Origin of the sequence: Amycolatopsis sp. cmx-4-54 (assembly GCF_046548895.1) — a bacterium.
Classification (GTDB): domain Bacteria; phylum Actinomycetota; class Actinomycetes; order Mycobacteriales; family Pseudonocardiaceae; genus Amycolatopsis.
On the sequence record NZ_JAEBEJ010000009.1, the window covers coordinates 120,646 to 141,920 of the forward strand.

The 21,275-nt window shown below is 69.7% G+C and carries 17 protein-coding genes; 9 read left to right on the forward strand and 8 right to left on the reverse strand.

The window, feature by feature from the left end:
• Nucleotides 1-15: 15 nt before the first annotated feature.
• The 6 genes from ACLJQ7_RS27740 (at nucleotide 16) to ACLJQ7_RS27765 (ending at nucleotide 6,028) form a co-directional block, all read left to right on the forward strand.
• A complete protein-coding gene (locus ACLJQ7_RS27740; protein ID WP_410651089.1) occupies nucleotides 16-867 on the forward strand; it encodes a class I SAM-dependent methyltransferase in 852 nt (283 codons plus the stop codon).
• Nucleotides 864-1,766, forward strand: coding sequence for a GNAT family N-acetyltransferase (locus ACLJQ7_RS27745; protein WP_410651090.1), 903 nt, complete (start codon nucleotides 864-866; stop codon nucleotides 1,764-1,766). Before ACLJQ7_RS27740 ends, ACLJQ7_RS27745 begins: the two co-directional genes overlap by 4 nt.
• 20 nt (nucleotides 1,767-1,786) lie before the next feature.
• Complete coding sequence (locus ACLJQ7_RS27750; protein WP_410651348.1) at nucleotides 1,787-2,716, forward strand: GNAT family N-acetyltransferase; 930 nt, start codon at nucleotides 1,787-1,789, stop codon at nucleotides 2,714-2,716.
• Between the two features lie 137 nt (nucleotides 2,717-2,853).
• A complete protein-coding gene (locus tag ACLJQ7_RS27755; protein WP_410651091.1) occupies nucleotides 2,854-3,543 on the forward strand; it encodes an ABC transporter ATP-binding protein in 690 nt (229 codons plus the stop codon).
• A complete protein-coding gene (locus ACLJQ7_RS27760) occupies nucleotides 3,540-5,435 on the forward strand; it encodes a YhgE/Pip family protein (protein WP_410651092.1) in 1,896 nt (631 codons plus the stop codon). The genes ACLJQ7_RS27755 and ACLJQ7_RS27760 overlap by 4 nt, the downstream gene beginning before the upstream one ends.
• The gene (locus ACLJQ7_RS27765; protein ID WP_410651093.1) at nucleotides 5,432-6,028 is read left to right on the forward strand and encodes a TetR/AcrR family transcriptional regulator; all 597 of its coding nucleotides are present in this window, start codon (nucleotides 5,432-5,434) and stop codon (nucleotides 6,026-6,028) included. Before ACLJQ7_RS27760 ends, ACLJQ7_RS27765 begins: the two co-directional genes overlap by 4 nt.
• 70 nt (nucleotides 6,029-6,098) lie before the next feature.
• On the opposite strand, the gene ACLJQ7_RS27770 is transcribed toward ACLJQ7_RS27765, so the two are convergent.
• The 7 genes from ACLJQ7_RS27770 to polA form a co-directional block, all read right to left on the reverse strand.
• Nucleotides 6,099-6,425 (reverse strand): CU044_2847 family protein, encoded by a 327-nt coding sequence (locus tag ACLJQ7_RS27770; protein WP_410651094.1) that lies wholly within the window; start codon nucleotides 6,423-6,425, stop codon nucleotides 6,099-6,101.
• Nucleotides 6,426-6,434: 9 nt separating this feature from the next.
• Complete coding sequence (locus ACLJQ7_RS27775; protein WP_410651095.1) at nucleotides 6,435-7,724, reverse strand: ABC transporter substrate-binding protein; 1,290 nt, start codon at nucleotides 7,722-7,724, stop codon at nucleotides 6,435-6,437.
• Nucleotides 7,721-8,809, reverse strand: coding sequence for a hypothetical protein (locus ACLJQ7_RS27780; RefSeq protein ID WP_410651096.1), 1,089 nt, complete (start codon nucleotides 8,807-8,809; stop codon nucleotides 7,721-7,723). The genes ACLJQ7_RS27775 and ACLJQ7_RS27780 overlap by 4 nt, the downstream gene beginning before the upstream one ends.
• The gene (locus tag ACLJQ7_RS27785) at nucleotides 8,806-10,221 is read right to left on the reverse strand and encodes a VWA domain-containing protein (RefSeq protein WP_410651097.1); all 1,416 of its coding nucleotides are present in this window, start codon (nucleotides 10,219-10,221) and stop codon (nucleotides 8,806-8,808) included. The genes ACLJQ7_RS27780 and ACLJQ7_RS27785 overlap by 4 nt, the downstream gene beginning before the upstream one ends.
• A 20-nt stretch (nucleotides 10,222-10,241) precedes the next feature.
• Complete coding sequence (locus ACLJQ7_RS27790; RefSeq protein ID WP_410651098.1) at nucleotides 10,242-12,485, reverse strand: tetratricopeptide repeat protein; 2,244 nt, start codon at nucleotides 12,483-12,485, stop codon at nucleotides 10,242-10,244.
• Nucleotides 12,482-14,086: a serine protease gene (locus ACLJQ7_RS27795; RefSeq protein WP_410651099.1), complete on the reverse strand. Its 1,605-nt coding sequence runs from the start codon at nucleotides 14,084-14,086 to the stop codon at nucleotides 12,482-12,484. The genes ACLJQ7_RS27790 and ACLJQ7_RS27795 overlap by 4 nt, the downstream gene beginning before the upstream one ends.
• Nucleotides 14,087-14,227: 141 nt before the next feature.
• A complete protein-coding gene (gene polA / locus ACLJQ7_RS27800) occupies nucleotides 14,228-16,969 on the reverse strand; it encodes a DNA polymerase I (RefSeq protein WP_410651100.1) in 2,742 nt (913 codons plus the stop codon).
• Nucleotides 16,970-17,153: 184 nt separating this feature from the next.
• Here polA and ACLJQ7_RS27805 point away from each other — a divergent pair, with 184 nt between their 5' ends.
• Entirely contained in the window at nucleotides 17,154-17,582 is a 429-nt protein-coding gene (locus ACLJQ7_RS27805; protein WP_125682237.1) for a PaaI family thioesterase, read from the forward strand.
• A gap of 129 nt (nucleotides 17,583-17,711) precedes the next feature.
• Nucleotides 17,712-18,671: a LysR family transcriptional regulator gene (locus ACLJQ7_RS27810; protein WP_410651101.1), complete on the forward strand. Its 960-nt coding sequence runs from the start codon at nucleotides 17,712-17,714 to the stop codon at nucleotides 18,669-18,671.
• 129 nt (nucleotides 18,672-18,800) lie between these two features.
• On the opposite strand, the gene ACLJQ7_RS27815 is transcribed toward ACLJQ7_RS27810, so the two are convergent.
• Nucleotides 18,801-19,622 (reverse strand): alpha/beta hydrolase family protein, encoded by an 822-nt coding sequence (locus tag ACLJQ7_RS27815; protein WP_410651102.1) that lies wholly within the window; start codon nucleotides 19,620-19,622, stop codon nucleotides 18,801-18,803.
• A gap of 437 nt (nucleotides 19,623-20,059) precedes the next feature.
• Here ACLJQ7_RS27815 and ACLJQ7_RS27820 point away from each other — a divergent pair, with 437 nt between their 5' ends.
• Nucleotides 20,060-21,214 carry a branched-chain amino acid ABC transporter substrate-binding protein gene (locus ACLJQ7_RS27820; RefSeq protein ID WP_410651103.1) on the forward strand — a complete coding sequence of 385 codons (1,155 nt, stop codon included), beginning with the start codon at nucleotides 20,060-20,062 and terminating at the stop codon, nucleotides 21,212-21,214.
• Nucleotides 21,215-21,275 lie beyond the last annotated feature (61 nt).

Below are 21,275 nucleotides of genomic sequence, written 5' to 3' on the forward strand. Positions count from 1 at the left end.
GGAAAGGATATCGGTTTGAGCCAGCAGTCCGTCACCGAGCCCGAACGGCACGCAGAGGCCGTGGAGCGGCTCGGCACCGCGGGGGTCGCCTATCGGGCGGTCTCGGCGCCGGAGGCCACCGCCGCGAACCTGGCGTGGTGGGACGCCGACGCCGACGACTACCAAGCCACCCACGGCGGCTTCCTCGGCGACGCGGACTTCGTCTGGTGCCCCGAAGGTGTCCGCGAGGCCGACGTCGCACTTCTGGGTGAAGTCGGCGGCAAGCGGATCCTCGAGGTCGGCTGCGGACAGGCGGCGTGCTCGCGCTGGCTCGCCGCGCAGGGCGCCGACGCGGTGGCGACCGATCTGTCGGGCGGCATGCTCCGGCACGCGAGGGAGGGCAACGAACGGACCGGCACCCCCGTCCCGCTCGTGCAGGCGACGGCGGAGTCGCTCCCGTTCGCCGACGCGAGCTTCGACGCGGCCTGTTCGGCCTTCGGCGCGGTCCCGTTCGTGGCCTCGGTGGACGTCGTGTTCGCCGAAGTGCGCCGGGTGCTCCGGCCGGGGGCCCGCTGGGTGTTCTCGGTGACCCATCCGATGCGCTGGATCTTCCCCGACGACCCCGGTCCGCAGGGCCTCACCGTCACCCAGCCGTATTTCGACCGCACGCCCTACGTCGAGGTCGACGAAGAGGGCATCGCGACCTACGTCGAATACCACCGCACCCTCGGCGACTACGTCCGCGCGCTCGCCGACGCCGGGTTCGCGCTGACCGACCTCATCGAGCCCGCCTGGCCGGAGGGCCACTCCCGCACGTGGGGGCAGTGGAGCCCGTTGCGCGGCAAGCTGTTCCCCGGCACGGCGATCTTCTGCACCCAGCGGGGATGACCCCGGCGGCGGAGCGGCAGCGGGCGCGGTTCGCCGCACTCGACCCGATGATCCCGCCGCCGCCCCCGCTCCCGGCCGGAGACCCCGTCGAGGCCGGTGGCGCCTTCGGGACGATCGCGCACGTGCGGTTCGCGGCGGGTTCCTGGCAACGGCTCTGGAGCCCGGCTCAGCTGCGGATCCTCTCCGCGATCCTCCCGCCCGACGCCGGGGCGGGGATGAGCGCGCTGCTCTCCGCCTGGCGCGAACGGATCGCGCTCGACGACGCCGAACCCGATTCCTCGTGCACGGTCACCTGGCCCAGCCGTGACGTCGCGGTGTCGCGGACCCTGCTCGACCACGGGCTCGCGCCGCAACTGGCGCTGGCCGTCCGCGCGCCCGCCGCGGGTGAGACCTGTTCCGTCCCCGGCGTGAGCATCCGCGCGTCGACCCACGGCGACCTGGAAGAGATCGTCGGCCTGCGCTTCGAAGAACTTCGCTACACCTCGCTGGTCGGCCACGGTGTCGTCCGGCCGGGGGCCAAGGCGCTGCTCGCCGAGGAGGTCCGGCGCGGCCTGCAGTTCGGCGGCCGGGTCTGGATCGCCGAAGAGGGGGGCGTCACGGTGGGAATGGTGACCACCGGAAAGCGCTCCCCGATCCCCGGTGACGCGCTCGCCGGTCGGCTGCCGCCGGGCGAGTGGGGCTACGTCGGCACGCTCGCGGTGACCGCGGCCGCGCGGGGGCGAGGGATCGGACGCGCGCTGACCGCCGTCGCGCACGACGAGCTGTTCTCGCCGTCACTGCGCGGCACCTTCGTCTCGTACAATCCGGCCAATCCGCTCTCCCCGGTGTTCTGGCACCGGCAGGGTTATCGTCCACTGTGGACGACGTGGGCCGTCTGCCCCGCCTCGGCCCTGCGGTAGCGGTCGACCCTGGGGACGGGATGGAAATCGAGAAGGCGTTGCTCGACGCGCACCGCGCCCGGTTCGCCGCGATCGACCGGCTCCTGCCCGAAGCCGCGCCGCCCCCGGCCGGCGGCGAGCGGGTGGACGCCGCCACGGCGGCGGGCGTCCAGGTCACCGGCGTGGTGCAACGTCAGCTGCACGGTCCGGACGACGTCACCCTGCTCTGGTCCGCCGCCGACGCGCGGCACCTGTTCCCGTTCGTCGGGAACACCGGCACCGAGGGCATGGACGTGCTGCTGCGCGCGTGGCGGACACGGATGGACGCCGAGACATCCGGCGAGGACTCGTCCTGCGTGATCAACTGGCCGAGCCGGGACGCCGAGGCGATCCGCGCCTTCCTCGACCACGGGCTGGTGCCGATGTCCGCGCTCGCCGTGCGCACCGGGCGCCGTCGCGGCGATCCGGGCGCCGACGGGGTGACCGTCCGCCGCGCCCGGCACGACGACTTCGACACCCTGCTCGAGCTTGCCGTGTCGACGCACGACTACATCGGCCAGGTCGCCACCCGGCACCGCCCGAACGCCGCCGAACTACTCGCCCCGGCACTGGAACTCGCCCTGGACAAGGATCGCCCGCTGCTGTGGCTGGCCGAACGGGACGCCCGTATCGCCGCGTTCGCGCACGGCGCCTGGATCACGTCGTCACCGGGGTCGGCCGAGGCCGAACTCCTCCCCCACGGCCACTGGGGATACGTCAACAACGTCGTCACCGTGCCCGCCCTGCGCGGGAGCGGCCTCGGCCGCACACTGATGGCGGCGGTGCACGAGGAGTTCGCCGCCGGCGGCGCGGACGGCACGTACCTCTACTACAACCCGACCAACCCGCTTTCCTCGGTGTTCTGGCACCGCCAGGGTTATCGTCCACTGTGGACGTCCTGGGAGGTCCATCCGGCTTCGGCCCTGCGCTAGCCGTCCGGTTTGCGGGGGTTTCGTCACTCTTGCGTGTGACATGAGCCCCCCACGGTTGTATCCCTCCCAGGTCAGGGCTAACTTTTGAACTGACCAGTCAGTTCAAGTTCCGCGAGTCACCGACCTGGGAGTTCTTCGTGCGGGTTCAAGCCGACAGGGTGTCCGTGACCGGACCCCACGGCACGTTGCTGTCGCCTACTTCGCTCACCGTTTCGGGTGGTGAGCTGGCGATCGTGCACGGCGAGCCCGGGGTCGGCGTCACCGCCTTCGGGCTGGCGCTGGCGGGCAGGCTGAAGCCCGCCACCGGGACGGTGACCGTCGAGGGCGGCGACCCGCGGAAGGTCGTGGCGATCGTCGACTCCCCCGGCGTGAGCGAGCCGGACGGCGCGTTGTCGCTGCAGGTCGTCGTCGGTGAGGAACTCGAACTGGCGAAGCGCCCGGCGAACAAGGCTGCCGTCGCGAGCTGGCTGGCCGAACACGACGCCGCCGCTTACGCCACCACCCGCTTCGAGAACCTCGAACCGGTGACGCGCACGCGGCTGCTCACCGCGCTGGCCGCCGACCGCAAGGGGGTCGGTGTCCTCGTGCTCGACACCCCGGACCGGCACACCAGCGACGTCGGCAGCTGGGCGAAGCTCGCCCGCGAGCACGCCGAGCGCGGTCTCGCCGTCATCGTGCTGACCGCCACCACCCCGGTTTCGGCCCTGCCGGAGAAACCTGCCCTCTGCGGCGCCCTCGACCAGCCCGACCCCGTGCGCTGCGCGCCCGTCGAGCCCGAGCCGGACGCCACCGCGGAGATCGAAAAGACTTCAGGAGACCAGGAATGAACCCCGTCCGGATCGCCGCCAACGAGCTGCGCCGGCTGAGCAGCGGCACCCTGCCGAAGCTCGCCATGGCCGCGCTCGTCCTGGTGCCGCTGCTCTACGCGTCCTTCTACCTCTACGCGAACTACGACCCGTACTCGCGGCTGGACAAGCTGCCCGCCGCCGTCTTCACCTCGGACACCGGCGCGAAGGACTCGGCAGGCGCGGAACGCAACGTCGGCCGCGAGGTCACCGACGAACTGGTCAAGTCCGGCACCTTCCAGTGGCACGAGGTGTCGCCGGAGGAGGCGGCGAAGGGCGTCCGCGACGACAAGTACTCGTTCGCGATCGGCATCCCGCGCGACTTCTCCACCGCGCTGCTGTCCTCGGGCAACTTCCAGCCCCAGCAGGCGACGATCACGCTGACCACCAACGACGCGAACAACTATCTGTCCGGGACCATCGCGAAACAGGTGGCCGAACAGGTCCGCAAGACGATCGCGGAGAAGGTCGGCAGCGAGGCCGCGGACAAGTTCCTGGTCGGTTTCTCCACGATCTACGGCAAGATCCAGGAAGCCTCGACCGGCGCTTCGCAGCTCGCCGACGGCGCGGGCAAGCTCAAGTCGGGACAGCAGCAACTCGCGGACGGCGCCTCCCAGCTCGCCTCCGGCAGCTCCCAGCTGGCGACCGGGCTCGGCACCCTGAAATCCAGCACCGCCCAGCTCCCCGCGCAGACGCAGAAGCTCGCCGACGGCGCCGGTCAGGTCGCCGACGGGAACCAGAAGGTCGCCGACGCCGCCTCGCTCGCGGCGACGGCCTCCGGGGACATCCAGGCCAAACTCGACGGTTACCGCACCCAGCTCGCGCAGGACCTGCGCGACGCCGGCGTCCCCGAGACGAAGGTCCAGGAGATCCTGAGCCGCCTCGACACCCTCCGGTCGCCGGTCGACCAGGCGAACACGAAGATCCAGGGCGCGAACAGCCAGCTCGCCCAGCTCGCGTCCGGTGCCCGGCAGGTGTCCGACGGCGCGCACCAGCTGGCCTCGGCCACGCCGCAGCTCACCAGCGGCATCGCGCAGGCCGCCGACGCGTCGAACCAGATCCGTGACGGAGCCGCGAAGCTGAACGACGGCGAGAAGTCCGCGGTCACCGGCACGAACCAGCTCGCCGACGGTTCCGTGCAGCTGCGCGACGGGCTCGCCGCCGGGCTCAAGGAGATCCCGAACCCGGACGACCCGACCCGCGCGGCGACCGCCAACACCATCGCCGACCCGGTGGCGGTCAACTCCTCCGGCGTCGCCTCGGCGGGGACATATGGCGCCGGTCTCGCCCCGTTCTTCATCTCGCTCGCGACCTGGATCGGCGCGTTCGTGCTGTTCCTGTTGCTGCGCCCGCTCTCGACCCGCGCGCTGACCGCCGGCGCGTCGCCGTTCAAGGTCGCGCTCGGCGGCTGGCTGTCCTCGGCGCTGCTCGGGATCGCGCAGGTGATCGTGCTGTTCGGCGCGGTGACCTGGCTGGTCGGCATCGACGTCGCGCATCCGCTCGGCGCGATCGGGTTCGCCGTGCTGGTGTCGCTGACCTTCACGTCCGTGGTGCACGCGCTCAACGCGTTCTTCGGTGCCGTCGGGAAGTTCCTCGGCCTGGTGCTGCTGGTGCTCCAGCTGGTGAGCGCGGGCGGCACGTTCCCGTGGCAGACCATCCCGGACGCGTTGTACCCGTTGCACATCGTGCTGCCGATGGGCTACGCGATCGACGGGTTCCGGCACCTGCTCTACAGTGGCGCCTCGATGGAGATCCTCGGTGACATCGGCGTCCTGGTCGCGTATCTCGTCGGCGGGATCCTGGTCTCGACGCTGGCGGCGCGGAAACGGCGCACCTGGACGGTTTCGGCGCTGAAACCCGAGCTGGCGTTGTGAGTCCCCGGGGTGAGGCGACGAAGCAGAAGCTGTTCGAGGCGACGCTGCGGCTGTCCGCCAGCCGCGGCCTCGTCGGCCTGACGGTGGACGACATCGCGGCCGAGGCGAAGGTCGCGAAGGGCACCGTCTACTACAACTTCGGCAGCAAGGACGGTCTTGTCGACGCGCTGTTGCGCTACGGCGTCGGCGTGCTCGCGGACCGGCTGCGCGCGGCCACCGGCGACGGCGACCCGATGGACGTCATCGAGTCGCAAGTGGACGGTGCGCTGGAGTTCATCGCCGAATACCCCGGTTTCTCGCAGATCCTGGTGAGCGAGATGTGGCGTACGCCCGGCACTTGGCACGAGACGCTGACGTTGCTGCGCGAGGAGATCATCTCGATCGTGCGCGAGCAGCTCCACCGGCTGGACGCCGCCGGGCGGTTGCCCGACGGCGTCCAGATCCCGACGGCGGCGGCCGGGTTGTTCGGCACGATGCTGGTGGTCGCCCTCGACTGGCAGGTGTTCCAGCCGAAGCGGACCCGGGCCGACGTGCGGGACTCGGTGATGGTGCTGGTCCGGGGCCTCGGCGCTAGCCGTAACTCGCGTGATTGAAGCCGTAACTCGCGTGCTCGGACTCGTAACTCACGTGTTACGGCTTCAATCACGTGAGTTACGGCTTCAATCACGCGTCTTCGGTGTTTCGGGTCCATTTCAGCTTGACCTCGAAGTTCCCCTCCAGGCCCGTTTTCGCGATGACGGCGCCTGCCTGCGCGGTCAGCTTGACGCCGAACTTGAGCTCGACCTCGTCCGGTCCCCTGGTCATCGACCGGAAGGTGTCCAGTGCCGCCACCGCCGCGTCCTTGACGTTCGCGAGCGCCGCTTCGAAGGAGCCCTTGGCGTCCTCGACCAGGTCGTCACGCCGGGAGACCCGGGAGGTACCGGGGACCGGGTCGATCTCGACGACCACCGAACCGCCGCCTTCGAGGGGGAACCGCGCCAGGTCGTTCACCGATGCTCCTCACTGTCCACAATGGATCTTCAACCATTCGCCGGGCTGGATGCTCTCCCGGACGTCGTCGAGTTGTCTCAGCAGGATGTCCAGGCGGTCCCGGTTGCTCAGGTACTCCAGGACGGCACGGTGGAAGGCGCCGGTCATCGTCGCGGGCATCAGGTCCGACGCGTCGAAGCACAGGGCGGACGCCGAGGTGATCGTGTCCGCGACCCGCCTGCTCACCTGATCCGGATAGACGTCGAGGCCGACTTGCCGGTTGGCGGAGAAGGCGTTCGCGCGGGGGATCGACGGCCAGATCCGCTGTGCCTTCTCCGAGGCCAGGAATTCCATCAGCTTCCGCGCACCGGGCGTGTCCTGGAACATCCCGGCGAGGTCGGCGGCGACCTCGGAGACGTCGCGTCCCGGGAAGGTCAGGAAGTCGAAATCGGTGCCGGGCTTGGGGAACGTCCCATCCGGTCGCTTGAAGTTCTGGTAGCGGCTCATGATGAACGACGCCTGGTGTTCGAGCGCGCAGCCGGGCGGGTCGGCGAACATCGGCTTGCCCGCGTCGCCGAAATCGGTCAGCAGCGCGGCCGCGGTGCCGCCGCGGATCGCGGTGGGTTCGAACACGGAACCCCAGTCCAGCCAGGCCTGCCTGACCTCCGGCGACGTCCATTCGAGGCCACCGGACGCCCACTGCCGGTACTTGTCGGGGCCCGCCGAGTGCAGCAGGATGTCCTCGATCCAGTCGGTTCCCGGCCAGCCCGAGGCAGGCGGGGCGCCCATCCCGACGCACCAGGGCGTGCCGCCGGCGGCCGCCAGCCCGGCCGAGTAGTCCCGGAGCCCGGCGAACGTCGTCGGGCGGATCCCGGTCAGCCGCGCCGGGTTGTACCAGATCAGGCTCTTGAGGTCGGCCTTCACGGCGACCGCGTACAGCTTTTCGGTGCCGATCTGCTGCAGGGTGACCCATTGGGGGCTGAAGGATCGGGTCACCGCGGCGGAGAGGGCGTCGTCGAGCGGCAGCAGATCACCCGACTTCTGGTACTTCGCCAGCACCCCGGCGTTGGGCAGCACGGCCACGTCCGGCGGCGTGCCGCGCTGGACGTCCGAAGCGAGCACCTGGTCGACGGCCCGGGTGCCCTCGTAGAGGTAGCCGATCCCGGTGTCGGCCTTGAAGGCGTCCAGCACCTGACGGAACGCCTTCTCCTCTTCACCGGTCCAGGACGCGAGGACGACGACCGGCCCGTCCTCCGCCGACGCCGAACAGCCGCCCGCGACCAGCGACAGCGCCATCACCACGGCCAGCAGGCGTTTCACGGGCGGTACCGGTATTCGTCGATCCTGGCGTGCAGGCCGAGCAGGACGAGTCCGCCCGCGAGCAGGGTGCCCGCCGGGATCAGGAACTCCCGCCCGCCGGATTCGGCCGCCGCGGAGGCGTCGGCCGCCACCGCCCTCGCACCCGCCGTGGCCACCCGCGTGTTGTCGGTCACCGGGGTGGCGGCCTGCCGCGCCCGCTCCCGGAATCCGTCGACGGTCACCCCGCATCCCTGCTCCTCGTCGCAGTATCCGGCCAGCAGATCGGCGAGCCGCCGCTGGCCGTCGTCGTCGGCCGCCTGGATCTGCGTGGCCCGCGCGGCGGCGACGCCGTCGAGCCGCTCCCCCACCGAGTCCAGCCGGTCACGGCTGATCAGGGTGAACACCAGGGCGATCCCGATGGCGGCGATCAGCACGGTCGCCGCGAGCAGCGGGACGTTCGCCACGCGGCGGAACCGTTTCCTCAGATACAGCTGAGTGAGGACCAGCAGCACCAGGAGCGCGAGTACCGGCAGAAGCCACAGCGGGAGCATCGCGAGGCTCATCCCGGTGGACGCCAGCTGCCGGTTCAGCGCGTCGCGTTGCCTGCCCTGCAACGCTTCCAGCTCCTCCAGGACACCGCCCGGAGCGTGCAGCAACCGTGACGCGTGCCAGAGGTCGACGGCGCCCAGTACGGCGGCGTCCGGCTGACGGAAGTGCACGTCGGCCTGTCCGATGGAGCCCGAATAGGCCGCGACCTGGCTTTCGATCACCTGAAGCGCGTTGCCGCCTTCCTCCCCCGCCTGGTTGAACTCCGCGACCCTCGCGAGACTTTGGCTCGCCAGCGCCAGCTGGTTCGAGTACTCCTGCCCCGGTCCGGCGAGTCTCGCCTCGCCGGAGGCGAAGCTCGCGATCGCCGCGGCGTCGGCGGCCACCAGCGCGGCCCGCGCGGCGGTCACTTCGAGTACCGCGTGCGCGGTGCGGTCGCGGACGGTCTCCGCCGTGTTCTGGACGTTCTGGAACGCCCACAGCGACACCACCAGTACCGCGAGGGTGAGCACCAGCAGGGCGGTGCGGAGCCGGACCAGCCGTACCCGGGTGGCCGTCACGAAACCGCCTCTCCGAACGGTCTTCCGCAGCCGACGCAGAAGTTCGCCCCGGCGGGCGAAAGCGCGGGACAGGCGGCACAGGTGAGCGGTGCTCCTTCGGGCATCGGCCGATCCTCCTGCGGAAGAGCGATTTCCGAAACCCTCGACGGGATGACGACGTGCAACGCGTGACTGCGCGTCGCGTCCGGCCGCAGCCGCACGACCCCTTTCTCCGCGTCGACGATCTCCACGACCCCCGAGAGACGGCTGAGCGTCTCTTCGTCGCCCGCGGCCGTGGCCAAGGCGACCGCCCGGCCCCAGTCCCGTTCGGCCCCGGCCCGGTCTCCGGCAGCGTAGGCGTCACCGCCCGAGGTCAGCGTCTCGCCGAGATCGGCCTGGGCGGCGTATTTCGAAACCATCGGGTGAATCAGCGTCGGCGGGATCGGGTCGCGGGTCCACCTCCCCGCGATGGCCAGCGCGTCCTCCTCCACCGCGGCTCCCGGCACGGGAACGAGTTCCGTCCACGCCAGCTGACGATCCTGTCCATGGCTGGGTTCGAGGTCCGGATCGAGATCCAGGATCAGCTGGTAATCCCGCGTCTCGTCGTTCGCGAACGAACCGAGCGACAGCTCGTGCTCGCGGACGGCGACCTCCTGGCACCGATCGGTGAGGTCGTATTCGTCCGGGAACACCTGCTTGATCGACCGCAGCCTGCTGAACGGCATGGTGCCGACGCGCAGGCGGACCTCGGGCAGCACCTTCGTCAGCGCGCTCTCCACCAGCTGCCGGAAATCCTCGGCGAGTTTGTCGTCCTCGACGACCGAGTCGACGTTCCCGCGCAGCACCCTGCCGATCTGGGTGAGTTCGGCCGGCTCCCAGCCGTCGCCGATTCCCCTGGCGTCGCAGACGAACCGGCCTTCGCAGGTGTTCAGCACCCTCATCAGGTCGGCCCTGGTCTGCGAATCGTTGCGGCCATCGGTGAGCAGGATCGCGTGGCGGACGGCGTCGGGCACGAGATCGAAGAGGTCGCGTGCCTTGGCGAGCCACGCGCCCATCGCGGTGCCGCCGACGGCCGCGAGGTGTTCGACGGCGGCGCGTGCCTCCGCCCGGGTCGTCGCGGAGGCGGTCACCAGGCCGTCCTCGGCCGGGTAGATCATCTTCGCGCGGTCGGTGCCCTGGATGACGGCGAATCGCACGCCGTCCGGCAGGACGTCGATGGCCGCGGCCGCCGCCCGCCGGGCCTCGCCGATCTTGGTGCTGGGGAAGCGCATCGAACTGGAGCAGTCGATCATCAGGACTTCGGCGGCCGTCGTGGCCGCGGCCGCCGCACCGCCGCGGGAGACGACCCGGACGATCGCGGTCATCGCCCGGTCCCCCTCGGCCAGGAACTTGTTCTGGTGCACTTCGAGGCCCAGGCTCGGCTCCCCGCTCATCGGTCCCCTTTCACCCCAAGTCACACCAAGGTCACCGGTCTCACGGAATTGGCTAGATCGATCAGCACGTCATGCGCTTCCGGCGTCGGCGTGTGGTGGGCGAGCCGCCGGTACGACTTGTCCAGCACCGTGCGTGCGCCCGTTTCGCCTGCTCGCAGGAGCTCGCCGTCGGTGATCCCGTCCTGCCCGAGGAGCACGGCGGCCAGCCCCGTCTCGCGCACGGCCGTCACCAGCCTGTCGAGGGAGTCGCCGTCGAGGTCCAAGGCGGTCAGCCGGACCACGGCGTCGTCGAGTTCGGCCGGCACCGGGAGGTCACCCGTCCCCGGCATCCGCGCGGACAGCACCCGCACCCCGGCGATCCGCGCTGCCTCGTCGTAGCGCGAGAACTCCGGGACCTGGTCGAGGATTTCGACGGCGGCGGCGCGGTTACCGCGCAGCAGCCGGACCCGCGCGAGCCCGAACGCCGCACTGACCTGCGACCGGTCCCGCACCCACAACGCGTCGTAGTACCGTTCGGCGGCGGCCGCGCCGTTGAGGTGCTCCTCGCAGAGCCCCAGCGCGAGTTTCGGCGGCTCCTCGCCGGGGATGTCGCGGTACACGGCGGTGAACTTCTCCTTGGCCGCGGCGAAATCGCCCGCGCCGAGCGCGAGCAGGCCCCGATGCCACGCCACTCGCCAGTCGTGGACGGCGCGCTCGCCGAGCAGCCGTTCGGCCTCCGCCACCGCCAGCGCGCCTTCGACGGTCGCCCCGAGTTCCAGGTGCGCCCGGCACCGGCGGAACTCGAACTCGACCGAACCCGGCACCTTGTCGAGTTTCTTCAGCAGCCGCGCGGCGTCGGGAGCCCGGACGGCGCGCAGGAAGTTCGTCCGCGGGTCGTCCGGATCCTCGCGCGGCACCGGGAGACCGACGGCGATCTCCGCGGCGGACGGGCGCGCGCCGAGCGAGACGGGTGTCCTCCGCGTCCAGTGCTCCAGCGGCGGCGCCTGGCCGAGACCCGCGTCGAGCAGGACCGCCCCTTCGGCGAACAGCGTCGAACCGGCGGGCCTGGATTGCTTGTCCCGCAAGGAAAGGATCTCGCCGAGCACGCCGTCGAGCTGGACCAGCATCTCGCGCGCGGTCGCGAACCGCTGCTCGAACGGGGCGGTCGCCCGGTCGAGGACACGGAGGAAGGATTCGATGCCGAACCGGACGCCACGCGCGTCGGTGGTGACCGACCAGCCGTCGCTGGCCTGGAAGAGCTCGCGCAACGTCACGCCGACGGTGTGGATGTCGGACCGGACGGTGAGCCCGTGTTTCGCCCGTTCCCGTGGGGACACCTGATAGTGCTCGGTGCCGACGGTCGGGCTTTCGTCGTCGGTGATCTTGCGGATGGCGCCGAAGTCGATGAGCTTGATCCGCTTCTCGCCGTGGATCACGTTGTCCGGCTTCATGTCGCAGTACAGCAGGCCCTCGCCGTGCAGGTAGTCCAGCGCGGTCAGGATTTCGCGCCCGTACGCCACGACATGCTCGACGAGCAGCCGTCCTTCGCTGGAGTCCAGCGCCGCCCGGCCGCGGTTCTTGACCTCCCGCAGGGAAAGCCCGTCGACGAACTCCATGACGATGTAGCGGAGTTCCTCGTGTTCGACCACGTCGAGGATCCGGACGACGTTCGGGTGGTCCAGCGCGGTGAGCACCTGGCTTTCGGTCTCCGCGATCCGGACGGCGGCGGTGTTGTTCGTGTTGATCAGGCCCTTGAGCGCGACGTACCGGTCGCCGAGCCCGGAATCCGTCGCCAGGTAGACGAACCCGAGTCCGCCGCGCGCGACACAGCCGAGCACGTGGTACCGGCCGTCGACCACGTCGCCGGCCGCGAGCTTGGGCGCGAAGGAGAACGGCGTCCGGCAGACCGGGCAGAACCCCTCGGTGGGCGCGGGCCCGCCGCCGATCGAGCGGCCGACCGGGGTGGCGGTGCACCCGTGCTTGCCGCAGAACCGTTCGTCCTCCGGGACACGCGGTTCGGTGAGCAGGCGGCCCGCGACGTCCGGGAGTTCGACGGCCGGCAGCGGGACCCGGTCGTCCGCGCTCGCGTGGCCCGCGATCTGCTGGGAACGGGTGACCACCGTGCCGGTGATCCTGGTCGGCGCCTCGCCGGGGCCGGGGATCACCAGGGTCGGTTTCTCCCGCGGCGCGGACTCTTCCGGTTTCCCCGGCGGCAATCCGCAGAGCTTGCAGAACCCGGTCTTGCCGAGCACACCCGGGCAGCCGTCGTGTCCGCAGGCCGTCATCCGTCGATCCGTTTCCGGACGGTGTCCGCGTACCGCTCGACGGCCGCCGCCGAGGCCACGAGGTCACATGGTCCTTCGAAGAGCATCCGCCAGGCGGGTGCGTAGGCGGCATCCAGTTCGACGTCTTCGACAAGGCCGCTGTTACGGGCCATCTCCCCGTACGCGTCGAGCCGGGCGCGCAATTCCGCGCGCCGCGCGAGGTTCTCGTCAAGGAGGCGACGGAGGTCGCGGGCACGCTCGACGGTTTTGGCCACGGCTCGCTCGCAGACCGGAAGCTGCCGTTTCACCCACTCGGTGTCGCCGTCCTTCTCCGCCGAACGCAGTTGGGTCAACGCGCCTCTCAGCCGTCGTGCCTTGGGATGGACGTGCGGGGCGTCGGAGAAGCGGGGCGCGTCGCTCAGATTCTCCTTCTCCAGGCTGTCGAGTTCACCCAACCGGGTTTCCAGCAGGGCGAGGCGGCCCTCGGTGTCCTCCTCCTCGGCCGGCAGGACGTCCGTGCTCGACCGGACCACGCTCACCCCCGGCGAGGTCTCCTCGCGGAAGGCCAGCGCGAGCCGCAGCCCGAGTTCGTGCGCGCGCTGGGCCAGCGGCACGAGTACCTCACCGACGAGCGCGTCGGGCTCGGCCGCTTCGTCGATCCCGGAGACGACGACGGTGCGGGCGGACCCGTGACGGCCGGCGGGCGAATCCGCGGCGACGTCGAGCCGATCGAAGATCCGGCGGCGGACCTCGTCGGCGGTCTTGCCGACCGCGTCGACGGCGAGCACGACACTGCCCAGCGGCGGCACCGTCGGCCCGGTCACGCTCCGGCCGGCGCCACGTTCGCGGTCGGCGAGCACGACGGCGCGCCGCAGCGAGGCGGCGACGGCGGAATCGTCCTCGCCCATGATGATCACCCGGACGTCCGCCCGGCCGTGCCCGCCGAGCCAGCGGGCGAATTCGCGGGCGAACAGCGGATCGATCGCGGGTGGTTCCGGATACCGCACGAAACCGGGGTCGATCGCGGGGCTGCCTTCGGCCCAGCGGCGCAGGGCCGGCAGGTACCCGAGCATGGTCTCGACCGGGATCATCCACGAGACGCGGGCGGCCTCGGTGGCGTACCGGGTCGCGACCATGCCGACGACGTGCCCGGTCTTCTCGGCGATCACCGCGGAACCGCTGAAGCCGTGGGTGATCGGCTCGGCGTCCGGAGTGCGGTGCAGCTGGACGCGCTCGAGCCCGTGGCCGCCGTCGCCGACGACGGTCGCCAACGACCACATGCCGTCCGAACCGGCCGGGAAGCCGTACGCGCGGACCCGCTGCCCGTCTTCGAGGGCCGTCCGGTGGAGCGGGGCGCCGGAGATCTGTTCCTCGGGGCCCCGCAACCGGAGTAACGCGATGTCCCCGCCGTCGTCGCCGATGGGCGCCGCCTGCGCGAGGATCGTGGCGATTCCTGACTCCACACCGGGAAGCGCCACGAAATCCACGGCGACGTCGTGGTGGCCTTCGATGACGTGAGCGCAGGTGAGGAGGTGTTCGCCGTCGAGCATGGTCCCGGCGCCCAGGATCCGCCCACGGTGATCGCGCAGCCGCACCCGCCAGCGTCTGCGCTCGGAAGTCACCCGAACGACCCTACCGATCGTGAGTGGTGATGACGGTCAGAACCGTCATTACCACTCACGAGGCCTAATTGCCCGGCGGTGAACCCGCGTCCGCGGTAGCGGCCTTCGAGGCAGGGGGTTCACTCATTCGGTCCCGTTTGCCTAGTGCGCGGCGTCGTTCCAGGACCGGCCGTAGCCGACCGAGACCTCCAGCGGGACCGCCAGCTCGTAGGCCGAGCCCATTCCCTGGCGCACCAACGTTTCCAGCTGCTCGCGCTCGCCATCGGCGACCTCGAGGACGAGCTCGTCGTGAACCTGCAGCAGCACACGGCTCTTCAGCTTCGCCTCGGTCAGCGCCTTGTGCACGTTGAGCATGGCGACCTTGATGATGTCCGCCGCGCTGCCCTGGATGGGGGCGTTGAGCGCCATCCGCTCGGCCATTTCGCGGCGCTGCCGGTTGTCGCTGTTGAGGTCCGGCAGATACCGGCGGCGGCCGAAGATCGTCTCGGTGTACCCGACCTTCGCCGCGTCGCCCACGACCGAATGGAGATAATCGCGCACGCCGCCGAAACGGGAGAAGTACGCCTCCATCTGCTCCTTGGCCTCTTCGGTCGAGATCCGCAGCTGCTGTGAAAGCCCGTACGCCGAAAGCCCGTACGCCAGGCCGTACGACATCGCCTTCACCCGGAAGCGCAGTTCCGGCGTGATCTCCTCCGGCGGCAGCGAGAACGCGCGCGACGCCACGAAAGTGTGCAGATCCTCGCCGCTGTTGAAGGCCTGGATCAGCCCCTCGTCCTGCGAGAGATGCGCCATGATCCGCATCTCGATCTGGCTGTAGTCCGCCGTCATCAGCTCGGCGTATCCGTCGCCGACGACGAAGGCGTCACGGATGCGGCGGCCTTCTTCGGTGCGGATCGGGATGTTCTGCAGGTTCGGGTCGACCGAGGAGAGCCGTCCGGTGGCGGCGATCGTCTGCAGCAGCGTGGTGTGGATGCGGCCGTCGTCGGCGACCGACTTGATCAGGCCCTCGACCGTGGTGCGCAGCCTGGTCGCGTCCCGGTGCTCCAGCAGATGCTGCAGGAAGGGGTGCTCGGTCTTCTCGAACAGGCTCTGCAGCGCCTCGGCGTCGGTGGTGTAACCGGTCTTCGTGCGTTTGGTCTTCGGCATGCCGAGCTCGTCGAACAGGATGACCTGCAGCTGCTTCGGCGAACCGAGGTTGACCTGCTTGCCGATGACCGCGTACGCCTCCTCCGCGGCCTGCGTCACCCGGCCGAGGTAATGCGCTTCCAGGTTCGTCAGATGCTCGATGTCGACCGCGATACCCGCCGCTTCGAGGCCGGTGATCACCTGAAGCAACGGCAGTTCGAGCTCGGCGAGCAGCTGCGCGCCGCCCAGTTCTTCGAGCTCCTTGGTCAGCGCTCCCGCGAGCTCGGCGACCGCGCGGGCCTTGACCAGTTCGGCCTGGATCTCCTTCTGCTCCATGTCCTCGGCGCCACCGTCGAGCAGCGAAAGCTGCCCGTCCCCGGTGTCGGCCTCGGACCGCAGCTCACGGTGCAGGTACCGCAAGGCCAGGTCGTCGAGCTCGAAGGTGCGCTGCCCCGGGCGGACCAGGTACGCCGCGAGCGCGGTGTCCATGACGAGCCCGGCGAACGCCCAGCCGCGGGCCCGGACGGCGTGCAGCGGGACCTTGAGCTCGTGGCCGATCTTCTGGATCTCGGCGTCGGCGAGCCAGGCCGTGAGCGCCTTGTCGTCCTCGGCGTCCATCGCGGTGACGTCGACATACGCGCCCTCGCCGTCCGCGGCCGCGAACGTGATGGCCTTCAGGTCGGAGCGGACCGACGCCCCGGTGGTGCGGAACGCCAGGCCGACGGGCTTGTCCCGGCCAGTGTGCGCGGACAGCCAGCCCGTCAGCGCGCCCGGCGCGAGCTTCGAACCGCTGACCTCGAAACCTTCCTCGGCCTCGGGCTCGGCACTCTGCAGGGTGGCGAAGAGCCGGTCCCGCAGGACGCGGAACTCGAGCTCGTCGAACAGCGCGTGGACGGCCTCGCGGTCCCACGGGCGCAGTTCGAGCATGGTCGGGCCGAGCTCCAGCTCGACGTCGCGGATCAGCTCGGTGAGCTGGCGGTTCAGCATGACCGCGCCGAGGTGCTCGCGCAGCGCGTCGCCGACCTTGCCCTTGACCTCGTCGACGCGGTCGATCAGCTCGTTGAAGGACCCGAACTGCCTGATCCACTTCGCGGCCGTCTTCTCACCGACGCCCGGGATGCTGGGCAGGTTGTCCGAGGGGTCGCCACGCAGCGCGGCGAAGTCCGGGTACTGCGCCGGGGTGAGGCCGTACTTCTCCTCGACCGCCTCCGGGGTGAACCGGGTCATCTCCGAGACGCCGCGCTTCGGGTACAGCACGGTGACCTGGTCGGTCACCAGCTGGAGCGCGTCACGGTCACCCGTACAGATGAGGACGTCGAAACCTTCGGCGGTCGCCTGTGTCGTGAGCGTGGCGATGATGTCGTCGGCTTCGTAGTTCTCCTTGGTCAGCGCCGGGATGCCGAGGACCTTCAGCACGTCCTCGACCAGCCCGACCTGGCCCTTGAACTCGTCCGGGGTGGTGCTGCGGTTGGCCTTGTAGTCCGCGTACGTCTCCGACCGGAACGTCTTGCGGGAGAGGTCGAACGCCACCGCGAGGTGGGTCGGCGCCTCGTCGCGCAGCAGGTTGATGAGCATCGAGGTGAACCCGAACACCGCGTTCGTCGTCTGCCCGGTCTTCGTCTTGAAGTTCTCCGCGGGCAGCGCGAAGAACGCGCGATACGCCATCGAATGGCCGTCGATCAGCAGCAGTTTGGGCCGCTCGGCCTGTGCGGTGGCAGGTGTGGCGTTGGCAACGGTCGTGTTCTCACTCGGGCTCACGGGAGCGAGTCTAGGGTGAGGGTCCGACAGTCCTGCCTGTCGTGTCTGTTGCGGCCTGTCGGCGGAGCCGCTCAGCCCCCTTGGCGCAGGAAACTCGCCAGGCCGGAGGCAGGGCGTGAGAAGAACTCGATGACGTGTGCCCAGTCGACGCGGTCGCGGGTGCACGAATGTTAAGGAGCGTTGCGTGACCGAACAAGCCCTCGAATCCTTCGCCGGGATCGACCCGGCCTTCGCCGGACAGCAGCTCAACGACAAGCTCGGGCTCGAGATCAGCGAATTCGGTCCCGAACGTGTCGTGGGCAGCATCCCGGTGGAGGGCAACCTCCAGCCCTACGGCCTCCTCCACGGCGGCGCGAACGCCGTCGTCGCCGAGGCGCTCGGTTCGATGGTCTGCGCGCTCAACGCCGGTACCGACAAGGCGACGATGGGGCTCGAACTCTCGTGCACGCACCACCGGGCGGTCCGGTCCGGGCGGGTGACCGGTGTCGCGACCCCGGTGCACGTCGGACGCGGGACCGTGACCGCCGAGATCGTGCTGACCGACGACCAGGGGCGCCGGTCGTGCACGGCGCGGCTGACCTGCGTGGTGCGGGAGCGGCCGCCGGGAATGTGAGCTCTCGCCCCACTGGATGTCCGTGAAGGCCTCCTTGAGGGACCCAGAGTCCCTCAAGGAGGCCTTCACGGACATCTCCTCCCGCGCCGCCAGGAGTACATGATGGGGGCCTTCACGTAACTTCAGGGCGTGGATCTCGACACGGCCCAGGTGCGCGCGTTCGTCGCCACCGCCGACCACGGCCATTTCGGTCGCGCGGCGGAATCCCTGTTCCTCACCCAGCAGGCGCTGTCGAAGCGCGTCCGGAAGCTCGAGGACACCCTGTCGGTCCAGCTCTTCCGGCGCACCAACCGGTCCGTCGAGCTGACCGGTGACGGCGAACGGTTCCTCCCCCACGCGCGCGAACTGATCCGCGTGGCCGACGCCGCGGTCGCCGCGATGGGGTTGCGGGACCGCCCGCCCCGCCTCGATGTCATCGATCCGCGCCTCTCCCCCATGTACATGCTGCGGCGCATCGCCCAGCGGGACCCGGCGCTGGCGGTCGAGCGCGTCGCCGGACGCGGACTGGCCAACGCCCTCGACCCCTTGGTCCGCGGCGAGATCGATCTCGCGTTCGGCCGCGTCGCGGACCTCGGCCGCGAAGTGCCCGCGGAACTCGAACACCGGCTTGTCCGGCTGGAACCGCTGTTCGCCCTTCTCGCGCCGGAACACCCGCTCGCGGGCAACGATGTCCTGAAATTGTCCGATCTCCGGGATGACGGCATCTGGATTCCGCAATTGGGCGGCCCGGTCGAATGGCTTTCCTATTTGCAACGCCTATGCAAAGAATTCGCCGTCCCGATCGACGACTCCGGCGTCAGTTACGACCTCAGACACACACTGGAACAGACTCGTTACGGGAAGCAGCGGGTCACGCTCGCCGGCGCCGACATGGATCTCGCCTCCGACCTCAATCTGCGGGTCCTGCCGTTCGAGCCGTCGCCGCTTTTCCCGTGGTCGGTGGTGTGGCGGCGCGGCGAAGGCCCGGCCGTGCGGCGCCTGCTGGCGCTCGCCGGCCGGACCAGCCACGAAGAAGGTTGGTGCACCTACGATCCCGCGCGATCCTGGCTGCCGGACGACGATCTCAAACAGCTAGGCGGTGTCCGGTAAGTCTGTTCGATGGGCTTCGTGATCCAGGTGTTCCTGACGGTGCGGGCGGTTCGGCCTCGTACCGGGTTGTACTCGGCTGGACCGCCCGTGCCGTCAGGGGCCGACTGGGCGCGGAGACCGCGAACAGACTTACCGGACACTGCCTAGGTGCCGGGCGAACCAGCGCGTGAGCTCGGCGTCGACCAGCTTCGCGTGCGCCGTCTGCGGTGCGGGTTCGAGGCCGGGAGCCTCGGCGAATCCGTGCGCCATCCCCGGGATCGTGACGAGCTCGGATCGCCGTTCCCCCAACGCCTTGTGCAACGCCTCGGCCGGTTCCGTGATCGAAACGTCGTCCTCCTCGCCGATGACGAGCAGGACCGGCGCGGTCAGTTCGTCCGCCCGCCGCACGTAGTCGTACTCGTTCGCGACCGCGCGAGACCGGTCCGACCAGTGATAGGTGACGTCGTAGACCCGCTCGTTCGCCGCGATCACCGGCGCCAGCTGGGTCACGGGGTTCACCAGCGCGGCCGCCGCCACCGGGATCTCCGGGTGGGTCAGCATCTGCAACGCGACCGCGCCGCCCTGCGAACCGCCCACCAGCCCGACCGGTCCGTCCTCAATGGACAGGCGGGAGCGCAGTTCCGCCACCGCGGCCGGGAACTCCGCCTCGACCTGCTTGGTGAGCGGTTCGACGACGTTGAGCACGTTGTCCTCGCTCGCGAGCCGGAAGAAGCCCTCGAAACCACCCGCGGGAAACCGTTTACCGGTCAGCGGCAACCCGAGGTGCACCCGCCACGCGGGCAGCTCCCGCATCGGCAGCGCCGCCGCCATGGCCGCCTCGCTGAACGGCGCGCCCAGCAGATGCCAGGTCAGCACCAGCGGCGCCGGACGTTTCCCGTCCGACGGCGGCACCGCCACGAACGGAACTCCCGCGGCCACACCTTCGATCACTTCGGCACTCATCGTCGTCATAAGGACAGTCAATCGCGAGGTCAGGGCCGGAATCCAACAGCCGTCCGGACCGCCATGACAACCATCGGTTGTCATCGCACAAGAGAAGAGGGGGCACCGTTGACGCCCTTTGGGGCAGCATTGCTACGACGAACGGCCGCCCACGAAGGAGCCGAAAAAGCGCAAGATACGCGGCCGAAACATGGTCATCACCCACGAGCATGATCGACGTGGTAACGGTGAATCCCCAGCGTGACCAGCGAAGACCCGCCAACCGGCAACATTCGCCTTTTCGTGCAATTCGTTCTGGTTTCGACCGTCACGATGTGGACACAGAGTGATGGGCGTCTGGGCAGATCATGGCGTAGGGGGATATCTTCCTGCCCTAACCTAGCCCCTGTGTCGGGGGCAACGCCTACCGGCGGCTGGTTGGTCATGGGAGGTAGTCGGTGTCAGGAGTGCGTTTTGGACGGGTTTTCGCCGTCGCGGCGGCTGCGTCGCTGGCGCTGGCGGGCTGTGCAGGCGGCAGCAGCTCGTCCGGCAGCGGTGACAGCAGCACGCTGAAGATCGGGTTCATGGGTGACCTCACCGGTGAGAACTCCGGGATCGTGATCCCGCCCCGCAACGGCGCCAAGCTCGCTATCGACGAGTACAACAAGACGAACCCGGCGACGAAGCTGGAACTCAAGGAATACGACAGCCAGGGCAAGCCCGAGCAGGCGACGTCGCTGATCGCGACCGCCGTCGGCCAGGACAAGATCACCGCCCTGATCGGACCGGCCTTCTCCGGTGAGTCGAAGGCCATCGGCGGGCAGCTGGAGCAGAACAAGATCCCGAGCGTCTCGCCCTCGGCCACCAACGCGGGCCTGTCCTCGAACGGGTGGAAGTACTGGCACCGTGTCGTCGCGAGTGACGCCAGCCAGGGCCCGGCCATCGCCAACTTCCTCATCACGGCGAAGTCGCCCAAGAAGGCCTACATCATCTCGGACGACCAGGAATACAGTGTCGGCCTGGCGGACAACTTCGAGAAGACCTTGAAGGAGAAGAACGTCCCGTCCGAGCGCGACAAGTTCGCCAAGGACGCGTCGGACTACTCCTCGACCGTGCAGAAGGTCAAGGCCGCGAACCCGGACATCATCCTCTTCGGTGGCTACTACGCCCAGGGTGGTCGTCTGCTCAAGCAGCTGCGTGACGGCGGCGTGACCGCCACCTTCGCCACCGGTGACGGTTCGCTCGACGCCCAGCTGATCAGCGGTGCGGGTGCCGCGGCCGCCGAGAAGGCCGTCGTCGGCTGCCCTTGCAACATCCCGGACGCCGGCTCCACCGACGAGTTCAGCACCAAGTACAAGGCCGCGTTCAACGTCGACCCGGCGATCTACTCGAGTGAGGGCTACGACGCCGCGACCGCCATCATCAACGCGGTCAAGGCGGGTGCCAACACCTCGGAGAAGATCAACGAGGCCCTCAAGACGATCGACTTCAAGGGTGCCTCGAAGCAGATCAAGTTCAAGGAGAACGGCGAACCGTCGACGGACGCGATCAACGTCTACCAGGTCACCGGTGGTGTCCTGAAGAACCTCGGCGTCTCGACCGAAGCCAAGCTCAACGGCTGACGGAGCAGATAGGAACACCTAACGGAAGCGGGGGCGCTGTGCGATCACAGCACCCCCGCTT

Excerpts from the sequence above, each read along its gene's own strand:
- ACLJQ7_RS27745 (WP_410651090.1), top strand. The coding sequence starts at position 864 with ATGACCCCGGCGGCGGAGCGGCAGCGGGCGCGGTTCGCCGCACTCGAC.
- ACLJQ7_RS27750 (WP_410651348.1), top strand. The coding sequence starts at position 1,787 with ATGGAAATCGAGAAGGCGTTGCTCGACGCGCACCGCGCCCGGTTCGCC.
- ACLJQ7_RS27760 (WP_410651092.1), top strand. The coding sequence starts at position 3,540 with ATGAACCCCGTCCGGATCGCCGCCAACGAGCTGCGCCGGCTGAGCAGC.
- ACLJQ7_RS27785 (WP_410651097.1), bottom strand. The coding sequence starts at position 10,221 with ATGAGCGGGGAGCCGAGCCTGGGCCTCGAAGTGCACCAGAACAAGTTC.
- ACLJQ7_RS27790 (WP_410651098.1), bottom strand. The coding sequence starts at position 12,485 with ATGACGGCCTGCGGACACGACGGCTGCCCGGGTGTGCTCGGCAAGACC.
- ACLJQ7_RS27815 (WP_410651102.1), bottom strand. The coding sequence starts at position 19,622 with ATGACGACGATGAGTGCCGAAGTGATCGAAGGTGTGGCCGCGGGAGTT.